At 70.8% G+C, this 12,622-nt stretch carries 8 protein-coding genes and 2 pseudogenes; 9 read left to right on the top strand and 1 reads right to left on the bottom strand.

The annotated features are described in order from the left end of the window. Positions 1 to 88: 88 nt before the first annotated feature. The 3 genes and pseudogenes from ACIRRU_RS23300 to ACIRRU_RS23290 all read left to right on the top strand — a co-directional run. Positions 89 to 223, top strand: a pseudogene (locus ACIRRU_RS23300) (DUF4244 domain-containing protein); the annotation flags it as partial. Continuing rightward, positions 210 to 719, top strand: coding sequence for a TadE family type IV pilus minor pilin (locus ACIRRU_RS23295; RefSeq protein WP_403683519.1), 510 nt, complete (start codon positions 210 to 212; stop codon positions 717 to 719). The pseudogene ACIRRU_RS23300 and the gene ACIRRU_RS23295, both read left to right, overlap by 14 nt. Further along, positions 716 to 1,117, top strand: a complete 402-nt coding sequence (locus tag ACIRRU_RS23290; RefSeq protein WP_403683517.1) for an Rv3654c family TadE-like protein — start codon at positions 716 to 718, stop codon at positions 1,115 to 1,117. The genes ACIRRU_RS23295 and ACIRRU_RS23290 overlap by 4 nt, the downstream gene beginning before the upstream one ends. A gap of 463 nt (positions 1,118 to 1,580) precedes the next feature. Here the strand turns inward: ACIRRU_RS23290 and ACIRRU_RS23285 are convergent. After that, positions 1,581 to 4,060, bottom strand: a pseudogene (locus tag ACIRRU_RS23285) (DEAD/DEAH box helicase). Between the two features lie 79 nt (positions 4,061 to 4,139). Here ACIRRU_RS23285 and ACIRRU_RS23280 point away from each other — a divergent pair. The 6 genes from ACIRRU_RS23280 to ACIRRU_RS23255 all read left to right on the top strand — a co-directional run bounded on the left by ACIRRU_RS23280 (position 4,140) and on the right by ACIRRU_RS23255 (position 12,616). Next, complete coding sequence (locus tag ACIRRU_RS23280; protein WP_003967428.1) at positions 4,140 to 4,493, top strand: STAS domain-containing protein; 354 nt, start codon at positions 4,140 to 4,142, stop codon at positions 4,491 to 4,493. Between the two features lie 203 nt (positions 4,494 to 4,696). Beyond that, on the top strand, positions 4,697 to 5,164 hold the full coding sequence (locus ACIRRU_RS23275) for an ATP-binding protein (protein WP_403683515.1): 468 nt from the start codon (positions 4,697 to 4,699) through the stop codon (positions 5,162 to 5,164). A 786-nt stretch (positions 5,165 to 5,950) separates the two neighbouring features. Beyond that, positions 5,951 to 8,386, top strand: a complete 2,436-nt coding sequence (locus ACIRRU_RS23270; RefSeq protein ID WP_403683513.1) for a sodium-translocating pyrophosphatase — start codon at positions 5,951 to 5,953, stop codon at positions 8,384 to 8,386. A 424-nt stretch (positions 8,387 to 8,810) separates the two neighbouring features. Then, a complete protein-coding gene (locus ACIRRU_RS23265; protein WP_403683511.1) occupies positions 8,811 to 9,494 on the top strand; it encodes a small secreted protein in 684 nt (227 codons plus the stop codon). Between the two features lie 163 nt (positions 9,495 to 9,657). Continuing rightward, complete coding sequence (locus tag ACIRRU_RS23260) at positions 9,658 to 11,244, top strand: methyltransferase (RefSeq protein WP_403683509.1); 1,587 nt, start codon at positions 9,658 to 9,660, stop codon at positions 11,242 to 11,244. 1,174 nt (positions 11,245 to 12,418) lie between these two features. Further along, the gene (locus ACIRRU_RS23255; protein WP_403683507.1) at positions 12,419 to 12,616 is read left to right on the top strand and encodes a hypothetical protein; all 198 of its coding nucleotides are present in this window, start codon (positions 12,419 to 12,421) and stop codon (positions 12,614 to 12,616) included. Positions 12,617 to 12,622 lie beyond the last annotated feature (6 nt).

Below are 12,622 nucleotides of genomic sequence, written 5' to 3'. Positions count from 1 at the left end.
GTACGAACGAGACTCATTGGAGTGCAAGAGACTTCTATTTCCCCTCTGGTCTCCGATCCCCGCAAAGAGACACGGGAACTAAGCAAGGACTACGTCCGAATACGCGGTGGGAACGATCGCGGCGTGTGCCTTCGCAGCAGTGCTCTACAAAGTGGTCAACAGCGGGCCGGTGTTGTCGGCGATGCAGTCCCTGGTCGAGGACGCGCTCGATGCGAAGTTCTGAAGGCGGGGACGAGCGCGGGCGGGCTGCCGGTGGCCGGTCGTCCGCCCGGGACCGGCGCGGTGTCCGGGTACGGCGGAAGGGGAGGCGGCGGCTCCTGGAACGGGTGCGGGACAGGCCACCGGTTTGCGGCCTGACCTGCTTCGGATGCCGGGACCGTGGGGCGGTGACGGCGGAGGCGGCCGTGGTGATCCCGGTGCTGGCGGCTTTCGCCATGGCACTGCTCTGGGCGCTGGTGGCGGCCTCGGACCAGATCCGGTGTGTTGACGCGGCCCGTGCGGGGGCGCGGGCCGCGGCGCGCTCGGAACCGGAGGCGGCGGTGCTGGCTGCCGCGCGGGACGCCGCACCCGGTGGTGCCCGGGTCCAGGTGGGGCGCGAGGGGGACCTCTTGCGCGTCCGGGTGGAGGCGCCGACCCCGGGGCCGGGTGCGCTGACCCTGACGTTGAGAGCTGAGGCGGCGGCCTTGGCCGAGGACACCGTAGGGGGTGCTGGTCCGTGAAGACGGTAGCTCCCGATGGGCGGGAGAAGGCGCGGGGAGGGGATCGAGGGGTGGCGACGGTCTGGGTGGCTGTCAGCACAGCGACCCTGTGCACGGTGTTCGCACTCGTGCTGGCGCTGGGGCAAGCCGTGGCAGCACGTCACCGGGCGGGTGGGGCAGCTGACTTGGCGGCTCTTGCGGCTGCGGATCGAGCGTTGGACGGGGCGGAAGCCGCGTGTGGTGCGGCCCGCAGGGTGGCGATGGCGCAGAACGCCGTGCTCGTCCGCTGCGCGGTGCACGGCGAGATCACTGATGTGGTCGCCCGGTCGAGCTTCGGACCCTACGAACCCGCCGTGCGGGCTCGTGCAGGGCCCCCGGCCGCTACCCACGGGGCGATGGGGTCGGCGGGGGAGACCTGACCCGTGGGGCTTCCCTGTGACGTCGCTCCTGCGCAGCCGTGGGTAGCGCAGCGGCGGCCGGCACGGCGATGACAGTCAGGGCTGCGGTCGCCAGAGGGGGAGTTGCTGAGAGCTTCTGCTGCGGCGGTATTTCCGTTCGCCGCGTTGATGCAGTGCTCGGCCTCCCCGCCGACGGCGGAAGACACCCCGGGGCTGGGCCGTTGACGGCCTTCGCACATGCCGACCCTGGTGGCGATGCCGGAGCTCAGCGGAGAACGCGTCAACGGTTCAGGGCGGTTGAGCCTCAGAAGACAGCGAAAGGGCCTGAGGGTCGTGGGAGTCGGCATCGACGTATCGGCCGAGGCGGTGCGGATCGGCGCGATCGGTGAGGCGGAGCTGAAGAGGCTGGTCACACCGCTTCTGATCTCCCGATCCGCCGCATCTGTTCCGGTCAGGTGTCAGGCTCCCCGGCTGGTCCGGTCGGTCACGTCGTCGGCTGGTCCTCCACGGCCGGTTCCGGGGGTGCCGCCCTGAGGAGTTCGGTGAGGAGGCGCACGGCTCCTCGCTTGTGCAGGGGGTCGTTGCCGTTGCCGCATTTGGGGGACTGGATGCAGGAGGGGCAACCCGCCTCGCACTCGCAGGAGGCGATGGCCTCGCGGGTCGCCGTCAGCCACGTTCGGGCGGTGTGGAAGGCCCGTTCGGCGAACCCGGCGCCGCCCGGGTGGCCGTCGTACACGAAGACCGTCGGCAGCAGGGTGTCCGGGTGCAGCGGTATCGAGACGCCGCCGATGTCCCATCGGTCGCAGGTGGCGAAGAGAGGGAGGAGGCCGATGGAGGCGTGTTCGGCGGCGTGGAGGGCGCCGCCGAGGATCTCCGGGTTGATCCGGGCGGCGTCGAGCTGGTCCTCGGTGACGGTCCACCAGACGGCACGGGTCCGCAGCGTGCGGGGTGGCAGGTCGAGCTTGGTCTCGCCGAGGACTTCCCCGGTGATCAGTTTGCGGCGGAGGAAGGAGACGACCTGGTTGGTCACCTCGACGGAGCCGTAGCAGAGCCGCCCCTGGCCCCAGGGGATTTCGGTGTCGGTCTCCAGGACGGTGATGGCGGTGGTGTCGCGGGCGACCGTCGAGTACGGGGGTTCGGCCTGCTCGACCAGGGCGACGGAGTCCTCCAGGTCCAGTTTCCGGACCAGGTGGGTGCGGCCTTGGTGGAGGTGGACGGCGCCCTCGTGGACGGAGGTGTGGGCCGCGGCCGCGTCGACCGTGCCCAGCAGGCGGCCGGTGCCCTCCTCGACGATCTGGACCGGGCGGCCGCCCCCGCCCCGGATGTCCGCGAGGTCGGCGGCCCGTTCGCGGCGGGTCCAGTGCCAGCCCGACGGCCGCTCGCGGAGTAGCCTCGCCGCTTCCAGCTGGGGCAGGAGTTCCGGCACGGCGGGACCGAAGAGGGCTATGTCGGCCTTGGTCAGCGGAAGTTCGGCCGCTGCCGCGCACAGATGGGGAGCCAGGACATAGGGGTTGTCAGGGTCCAGCACCGTCGACTCCACCGGTTGCTGGAACAGCGCCTCGGGGTGGTGCACCAGGTACGTGTCCAGCGGGTCGTCCCGGGCTACGAGCACGGCGAGGGCGCCCTGGCCCGACCGGCCGGCGCGGCCGGCCTGCTGCCAGAGGGAGGCCCGGGTGCCGGGGTAGCCGGAGATGACGACCGCGTCGAGGCCGGAGACATCGATGCCGAGTTCGAGAGCGGTGGTGGCCGCCAGGCCGAGCAGGTCGCCGGAGTGCAGGGCCCGCTCCAGGGCGCGGCGTTCCTCCGGGAGGTAGCCGCCGCGGTAGGCGGCGATCCGCGGGGGCAGGGAGCGGTCCACGTCGGCGAGGCGCTCCTTGGCGATCACCGAGATCAGTTCCGCGCCGCGCCGGGAGCGTACGAAGGCGACCGAGCGGACGCCTTGGACCGTCAGGTCGGTGAGCAGGTCCGCGGTCTCGGCCGTGGCGGTACGGCGTACGGGGGCGCCCTTCTCGCCGTGGAGGTCGGTCAGCGGCGGCTCCCAGAGGGCGAAGACCAGTTCACCGCGCGGGGACGCGTCGTCGGAGACCTCGCGGACCGGTAGACCCGTGAGACGTCCGGCGGCGACCGCGGGGTCGGCCGCGGTGGCGGAGGCGAGCAGGAAGACCGGATCGGACCCGTAGCGGGCACACAGACGGCGCAGACGGCGCAGGACCTGGGCGACATGAGAGCCGAAGACGCCCCGGTAGGTGTGGCACTCGTCGATGACGACGTATCGCAGGGCGCGCAGGAACGACGACCAGCGGGGGTGGGAGGGGAGCATGCCGCGGTGCAGCATGTCGGGGTTGGTCAGGACGTAGTTCGCGTACTGCCGCACCCACTCGCGCTCCTCGACCGGGGTGTCCCCGTCGTAGACCGCGGGCCGGACAGCGTTCCCGAGGGGCGCCGCCAGGGCCTTCACCGAGCGCCGCTGATCGGCGGCCAGGGCCTTGGTGGGGGCCAGGTACAGGGCGGTGGCCCCGCGGCCGTTCGGAGCCTCGGAGCCGTCCAGGAGGGTGCTGAGGACGGGGGCGAGGTACGCCAGGGACTTCCCGGAGGCCGTGCCGGTGGCGATGACGACGGACTCGCCGTCCAGCGCGTGCTCGGCGGCGGCCGCCTGGTGGGCCCACGGATGGTCGATTCCGGCTCCCACGATCGCCGAGATCACTTCTGGCCGGATGCGATCCGGCCAGATGGCATGGGTTCCCGATCGTGGGGGCAGGTGCTCCGTATGAGTGATGCGCGCGGCCCGGCCCGCCCCTGTGGCGAGCCGGTCGAGGATCATGGCGGGAGAGGGGCGCATGTCCCCACTCTCGGGTGGTCGTCCGGGACGGTGATTCTTGGCCATCGGCACCGAGTGTGTCACTGGCGTGACGGACAATGGTCCCAAGCGTCGTGCATGGCTGCTGCTAAGTGATTGAATGCCATCGCGGCTGGCGATCCGTCCCCTGGCCTCCGTCGGGGAGACTGAGGGGCGACCGCTCGATAGCAAGGTGCTGGAGGATCCGTGGACCTGTCCCTGTCGACTCGCAATGTGTCCGGCCCTGGTGGCGACCGTACGGTCGTCGAGGTCGGTGGCGAGATTGATGTGTATACCGCGCCCAAGCTGCGCGAGCAGTTGGTTGAGTTGGTGAATGACGGCAGTTACCACCTGGTGGTCGACATGGAAGGCGTCGACTTCCTCGACTCCACCGGCCTCGGCGTGCTCGTGGGCGGCTTGAAGCGTGTCCGGGCCCATGAGGGCTCGTTGCGCCTGGTCTGTAACCAGGAGCGCATTCTCAAGATCTTCCGGATCACGGGTCTGACCAAGGTGTTCCCGATTCACACCACGGTGGACGAGGCTGTCGCCGCGACCGACTGAGGTCGGAGCGGACCGGACCGGCCTGCGGGCCGGCCCCCGGACAGTGACGAGGCCGACAGCGGCAGCAGGCGGGCCGTGGCGGGCAGGTGGTCGACCCTTGGTCGGCCGCCCGCTTCGTCGGCTTCCGGAAGAGGTGAGCAGGGGTGCCGGGCCAAGGCCCGGGGTCCCTGGTGCGTACGCTCGAACGTTTCGAGGGGGATGGCATGGCCACCGTTGAACTCCGCTTCAGCGCCCAGCCTGAACATGTCAGGACGGCCCGCTTGGTGGCGGCCGCCGTGGCGCGCCGGGCCGGCGTTGACGAGGCGGTGCTCGACGAGGTGAGGCTCGCCGTCGGCGAGGCGTGCAGTCGTGCCGTCGGGCTGCACCGCAGTCACGGCATCATCGACCCGGTCAGCGTCGCGTTGACCGAGGAGGAGAAGGCGTTCTCCATCGAGGTCGGTGACAGCGTTCCCGGCCCCGGTGGCAACGGCGCGGGATCCGGAGCGCGTAGCGTCATCGGAGGGGCCGGAGGGCTCGACGAGCCAGATCCCGAGCCCGACAGTGAGGCCGAGGACGAGATGGGGCTCGCGGTCATCAGCGGTCTCGTCGACGATGTCGAGGTCCGCTCCGGTGCCAACGGCGGAGTGATCCGCATGAGCTGGCCGACGGCCGACGCCGTTATTCGGCCCTGAACCCCGAAGGCTGTCCCGCAGTCCTGCGCGGAAGCTCGTCAAGCCTCGTCCGTCACCCGCTTGCGCCCTTGCACCCGCTTGTGCCCTTGTACCCGTTTGTACATTTGTCCCGGAGAGGCTCGCCATCCGAGTCCCGCTCGTGAAGCCTGCCCGCGAGTGGGGGGTGACGAGCGAATGAGCGCTGCCGACGGAGTCCTGTTCGCGAGTCCTGCCCGAAGTTTGCCCAGGAGGCCTGCGCTCGCGCCTTCGATCCGGCCGCTGAGGCCGAGGCGTATGGCTGGGCTGTCTGCCTGAGTCCTGCGGTCGATCTCCCCGCCTGAATACCCGCCGTACGGGCTGAGTACCCGCGTACGGGCGGAGCCCGCGCTTGAGACCTGCGCCCTGCGCCCTCGGATCGTGTGGCCGAGCCCTGCGTGCGGCCCCTCCGCCGGGCTCGTCCCCTCCCTCTGAGCCCTTCTGCCGGTGTCTTCCCCCGCGGGCCGCCAGCCCGCGGCTGCCCGGCGCCATGCCCGCTCCGCACCTCCGTACCTCAATACCTTCACGGGTGATGTTTCATTGATCGTGACCCCGCTGAGCAGGTCCTTTACATACGCGATCTCGCACCGAAAGTCTGCCGAAGCCCCTGGGTAATCCTTCTGGCGCATTACTGCATTCGGGCAGAATCCCACCATTGATCTTTTGGCGTTGGGGGGAGCGCGATCATTTATCTTCCCGCCCACTGTTTTGATCAGGTTCCGCTCCCTACAATCCGTCAACGTCTTGAGCGCTGAGCGTCAAGGAGGACGTATGGCGGAGTTCCTCACCACCCCAATGGCAGCACTGACGCAAGAATCCGTATTTTCCGACCGACCCGCCTCCCTCGCGGCGGCGGTACTCACTGGCGACAACCGGCTGATCGTCATCGTGGTGGCGATCGTCGCCATCGCCGCGCTGGTCGTCGCCCAGCTGCTCGTACGCCAGGTACTGGCAGCCGGTGAGGGCACCGAACGGATGAAGGAGATCGCGGCGGCGGTCCAGGAGGGCGCGAACGCCTACCTGGCCCGGCAGCTGCGCACGGTCGGCGTCTTTTCCGTCGTCGTGTTCTTCCTGCTGTTCTTGTTGCCGGCCGACAACTGGTCGCAGCGTGCGGGGCGTTCCCTGTTCTTCCTGGTGGGCGCGCTTTTCTCGGCGGCGACCGGATACATCGGCATGCGACTCGCCGTGCGGAGCAATGTGCGCGTGGCCGCCGCCGCAAGGGAAGCGACCCCGGCGCAGGGCGAACCGGAAAAGGATCTCACCGCTGTCTCGCACAAAGCGATGAAGATCGCTTTCCGTACCGGTGGTGTGGTCGGAATGATCACGGTGGGGCTCGGGCTGCTCGGGGCCTCCTGCGTGGTGCTCGTATACGCCGCCGACGCGCCCAAGGTGCTGGAGGGATTCGGCCTCGGCGCGGCGCTGATCGCCATGTTCATGAGGGTCGGGGGCGGGATCTTCACGAAGGCCGCCGACGTGGGCGCCGACCTCGTCGGCAAGGTGGAACAGGGCATCCCCGAGGACGACCCGCGCAACGCCGCCACCATCGCGGACAACGTGGGCGACAACGTCGGTGACTGCGCGGGCATGGCCGCCGACCTCTTCGAGTCGTACGCCGTGACGCTCGTGGCCGCGCTCATCCTCGGGACCGCCGCCTTCGGCGACTTCGGTCTGGCCTTCCCCCTGATGGTCCCGGCGATCGGTGTCGTCACCGCCATGATCGGGATCTTCGCGGTCGCCCCGCGCCGCGCCGACCGCAGCGGGATGACCGCGATCAACCGCGGCTTCTTCATCTCCGCGGTGATCTCGCTCGCGCTGGTGGCCGTCGCGGCCTTCGTCTACCTGCCGTCCTCGTACGCCGAACTGGACGGGGTCACGGACGAGGCGATCACCGGGCACGGGGGCGACCCGAGGATCTTCGCGCTGGTCGCGGTCGCCATCGGCATCGTCCTGGCCGCGCTGATCCAGCAGCTCACCGGCTACTTCACCGAGACCAACCGCCGTCCCGTGCAGGACATCGGGAAGTCCTCGCTGACCGGCCCGGCCACCGTGGTGCTCGCGGGCATCTCCATCGGCCTGGAGTCCGCCGTCTACACCGCGCTGCTGATCGGCCTGGGTGTCTACGGGGCGTTCCTGCTGGGCGGTACGTCCATCATGCTGGCGCTCTTCGCGGTGGCGCTCGCCGGGACAGGGCTCCTCACCACCGTCGGCGTCATCGTCGCCATGGACACCTTCGGCCCGGTCTCCGACAACGCCCAGGGCATCGCCGAGATGTCCGGGGACGTCACCGGGGCCGGGGCGCAGGTGCTCACCGACCTGGACGCGGTGGGCAACACCACCAAGGCCATCACCAAGGGCATCGCCATCGCCACCGCGGTCCTGGCGGCGGCCGCGCTCTTCGGCTCGTACCGCGACGCCATCGCCACCGCCGTCGCGGACGTCGGGGCGGGGGCGGGGGAACTGGGGCTCAGCCTGGACATCTCGCAGCCCAACAACCTCGTCGGGCTGGTTCTGGGCGCCGCGGTCGTCTTCCTGTTCTCCGGGCTCGCGATCAACGCCGTCTCCCGGTCCGCCGGAGCCGTGGTCTACGAGGTCCGGCGGCAGTTCCGGGAGCGCCCCGGGATCATGGACTACTCGGAGAAGCCGGAGTACGGGCGCGTCGTCGACATCTGCACCCGGGACGCCCTGCGTGAGCTGGCCACGCCGGGGCTGCTCGCGGTGCTGGCCCCGATCGCGGTCGGGTTCAGCCTCGGCGTCGGCGCGCTCGGCTCGTATCTCGCGGGCGCGATCGGCACCGGGACCCTGATGGCGGTGTTCCTCGCCAACTCCGGAGGCGCCTGGGACAACGCGAAGAAGCTCGTCGAGGACGGCCACCACGGCGGCAAGGGCAGCGAGGCCCATGCCGCGACGGTCATCGGCGACACGGTCGGCGACCCGTTCAAGGACACGGCGGGCCCGGCGATCAACCCGCTCCTCAAGGTGATGAACCTGGTCGCCCTGCTCATCGCACCGGCCGTCGTGCAGTTCAGCTACGGCGCGGACACGAACCCCTGGGTGCGGGCGCTGGTGGCCGTCGTCGCCATCGTGATCATCGTCGGGGCCGTCTACGTCTCCAAGCGGCGCGGCATCGCCGTGGGCGACGACGAGCCGGGCGGCGGCGGCAGGCCCTCGCTTCCGGCCTCGGCCCCGGATCCCGCGGCGACACCGTGAGCCGTACGGGCGACAGAGCTGGCCGCACCCGCAGGTGATGTGCGGTCAGGGCCGGGGCAGGCGACGTGGCCTGACGCGTCGCCCGCACCGGCTCGTCCCGTCGCGCCCCGCCACGCCCCGGGGCGTATGCGGTACGCGCTGTTCTCGTTCGGTACCGGGCCCGTCGGCACGCGGCGCGGCGCGGTCGGGCCGGGATGTGTGTGGGACAGGTGGGGTCGGCCGGAGCGGAGGGGGTGGCTGACCGGGAGGCGGCCGCGCGAGGAGGTGACCGTTCGTGCGCGCGCATCGTCGGCCGAGTGGCGTCTCCCTCATTCTCCTTGGTGCAAATGGCTTCAAAAGCATGCACACCGGATGCCCGGCACCCGGCTGTCGTCTCCTCGCCGTGTAAGTTCCGGGGCCGAGAGCCTTGGAAGGGACCAATCCGGTGAACAAGAAGCTTGCAGCCGCACTGTCCGGCGGTGCGGTACTCGTACTGACGCTGTCGGGTTGCAGCGACGACAGCGACAACAAGGTGAACGACTGGGCCAAGAAGGTCTGCGACCAGGTCCAGCCCCAGCTGCAGAAGATCGCCAACGCGAACGCGTCCATCCAGCAGCAGACCGCGGACAACAGCAAGCCCGCCGATGTCCAGAAGACCGACTCGGCCGCCTTCCAGCAGATCTCGCAGGCGTACAAGTCGCTGGGTTCGGCCGTGGACTCCGCGGGCGCGCCGCCGGTCGACGACGGCGAGGCCACGCAGAAGGAGGCCGTGAAGGAGCTCAACGACTCCTCCAAGGCCTACGCGGGCCTCAAGACCAAGGTCGACGCCCTCGACACCAAGGACCAGGCGAAGTTCGCCGACGGTCTGAAGGGCGTCGCCGACGAGCTGAACAAGATCAGCTCCGGCGGGGACCAGGCGCTGAAGAAGCTCCAGTCCGGTGAGGTCGGCGCCGCGATGTCGAAGCAGAAGGGTTGCCAGAAGCCCTCGGCCTCGACCGGAGCCTCGGGTTCCGGAGCCCCCGACGCGGGTGCGGGCGCGGACGCGTCCCCGGAGGCCTCGACGCCCTCGGACAAGGAGTCGAAGAAGCCGTCCGACAAGGAGTCCTCCGACAAGGAGTCCTCCGAGTAGGAGTCGCCGAGCAAGGCGTCTCCTCACCTCGCAGAACGACGTCAGCAACGGCGGCGACGCGGCGTCAGCAAGGGCGTCGACAGCGGCTTCGGCAGCGGCCCGGACACTCGATGGGAGTGCCGGGCCGCTGCCGTTGTCAGTGGGACCGGACACAATGGGTGACGTGAGTAAGACCACCCTTCCCGTAGCCGACCATGCCGCCGTCCTCCGCGAAGCCCTGCTCGCCGCGGACTTCACCGCCGACGGGCTCCTCGACCGGCTCGGCGCGCCCGCCTATGCCGCGCTCGCCCGCAGCGAGACGGTCCCCGCCCTGCGGGCCACCCGGGGCGGCACGCCGCTCGACACGCTGGTGCGGCTGTTCCTGCTCCAGCGCTCCATCCCCGGGGAGCAGGCCCGTGTTGCCCTCCCCCTGGAGGAGTGCGTCGCGGACGGCTGGGTGACCCGTGAGGGCGGTGCGCTCGGTGAGGTCCGCGCGAGCGTCGACGTACGGCCGTACGGAGGGCCGGACGGCGAGGACTGGTTCATCGTGTCCGACCTCGGGTGCGCGGTCGGCGGGGCGGGCGGCATCGGTTCGCGCGAGGAGGGCGTCGTCCTCGGCGTCGGCGGTGCCTCCACCACCCTCGCCGGGATCACCGTACGTACGCCGGTCGCCGCCGCCCTCGACCTCGGTACGGGCTCCGGCATCCAGGCGCTGCACGCCGCCCAGCACGCGACCCGGGTCACCGCGACGGACCTCAACCCCCGCGCCCTGCAGTTCACCCGGCTCACCCTCGCCCTGTCCGGCGCTGCCCCCGCCGACCTGCGCGAGGGCTCCCTCTTCGAGCCGGTCGGCTCCGACACCTTCGACCTGATCGTCTCCAACCCGCCCTTCGTCATCTCACCCGGCGCCCGCCTCACCTACCGGGACGGCGGCATGGGCGGTGACGACCTCTGCCGCACCCTGGTGCAGCAGGCGGGCGCCCATCTGAACGAAGGGGGCTACGCACAGTTCCTGGCCAACTGGCAGCACGTGGAGGGCGAGGAGTGGCAGGACCGGCTGCGCTCCTGGGTGCCGTCCGGCTGCGACGCCTGGATCGTCCAGCGAGAGTCCCAGGACGTCACGCAGTACGCCGAGCTGTGGCTGCGCGACAGCGGCGACCACCGCAGCGATCCCGCCGAGTACGCCGAGCGCTACGAGGCGTGGCTCGACGAGTTCGAGGCGCGCGGCACCAAGGCCGTCGGCTTCGGCTGGATCACCCTGCGCAAGTCCGCCGCGGCCGCCGCCGGGAATCCCTCTGTCGTCGTCGAGGAGTGGCCGCACGCGGTGCGGCAGCCGCTCGGGCAGGCCGTCCAGGAGCACTTCGCCCGGCAGGACTATCTCCGCGACCAGGACGACGCGGCGCTGCTCGCCGGACACTTCAGCCTGGCCGAGGAGGTCGTCCAGGAGCAGGTCGGGCTGCCCGGCGCCGAGGACCCCGAGCATGTGGTGCTGCGCCAGCACCACGGCATGATGCGGGCGACCAAGGTGGACGCGGTGGCCGCCGGGTTCGCGGGCGTGTGCGACGGCTCGCTGCCCGCCGGCCGGATCCTGGACGCCATCGCCCAGCTCATGTCCGAGGACCCGGTGCTCCTGCGCGACCGCACCCCGCAGGCGATCCGGCTGCTGGTCGAGGAGGGCTTCTTGGAGCCGGTGACCGGGCCCGGCGCGGGGACGGCGGCGGGCAGCGGAATCGGTGGCGGGGCGGATGGCGGGGCCGGAGGGGGCGTATGAGGGTGGCGTGATCCGGACCGGGCCGTGTCGGGGGTGTCGGGGGCCGGAAGACGCCCCGCTCGCCGCTCGTGGCCGCTGTGGGAGGCGCGCTGCGGCGTACAGCCCGCGCTGCCGCGCCAGTGGGCGATACCTCGCGTTGCCGCGCTGGCCGCGTGTACCTCACGGTGTCGTGCCAGCGGTGTCTGCCTGGCGTTGCCGCGTCGCGCTCTCGTGGCCGTACGAGCACCGGGTGGGCCATCCACCGGTCACCCGGTGAACCGGAAACCGGGTGATAGGGGGTGCTGAGCGCACCCGCCCGCTGTTGTTCCTGACCCCGCTGTGGCTCCTGGTCCCGCTGTGGTTCCTGAACCCGCCGTGGTTCCTGACCCCATCGGGGTTTCCGATCCCGTCGTGGTCCCTGAAACCGTCGTGGTTCCCGACCCCGCTATGGCTCCTGACACCTTCGTTCCGTGCTGGACCGTGCTTCGGCCCTCTGCCGTTCTCCGCGGGCGTCAGCTCCAGGTGGCCGACGACCACTTTCTCTTACCAGGGCGACGCGGTAGTCGCCGTCCCCGTCCTCTGTGTCTACGGCGGCACGACGGCGATCTCCTCCGAACGCCGGTACGGAACCTCGGGAGCCGTACCGCTCAGCCTCCGGTACCGGCTTCGACCGTGGATCGGCCGCGCGCTTCCCTTGGTTCGCAACGGGGCTCCTCATCAGCGTCTTCGCCCTCTCCATCGCCTCGCTCCGGCTGGTTCCTGCTCAGGACCGCTCCGGTCTGTTTGGGCTGCGGCTTCCGGTCGAGGCGTTGCCAAGATCGGGTACGACGCTCGCGGCGGCGGTTGGCGGGCGCGCCTCGTCCGGGCTCTTCCCGGACGCGTTCGGGCTGCGCTTCGGAGGCGTTCTCCCGGTCTCCGAGGTGGCCGGATCCGTACTGTTCCGGCCCCCTCCCGACTGTGCTCGCACGCCGACGGGCCACGGCCGCCGGTCGGCCGTCCGGGCGAGGGCAGCGGCGTGCCGCGCGGCGGGGGAGTGCTGTTCACCCGGGGTTCGTGTGGGCGATGCCACGGGGTGGCAGCCTCCCCGGTGCTGGTCACGACGGCCCAGGGCGCGGACGGTGGCCGCTCACGACGGCCCAGGGGGCACGGACGGTGCCGGTCACGACGGCCCAGGGGCACGGATGAGGGGTACGACATGGAGAGCGTCTCAGCAGTCTTCGCCGGAACGGCCCTCACGCTGTTCGGTGCCGCTCTCCTCGTCTGGACAGGGGCGCGTGTTCTGCACCGCGCGCCGGTGGCGCACGGTGTGAGCCCTGTCGCCTCCATGGCACTCACGACGCTCTTCGGCGTAGTTTTCCTCGCCCTCGGCGTGTGGTGCTTCACGCTCGTCTGATCCCCG

The sequence above is a fragment of the Streptomyces sp. NPDC101181 genome, assembly GCF_044767975.1.
Lineage (GTDB): Bacteria > Actinomycetota > Actinomycetes > Streptomycetales > Streptomycetaceae > Streptomyces.
This window is presented reverse-complemented; position numbering and strand designations above follow the sequence as displayed.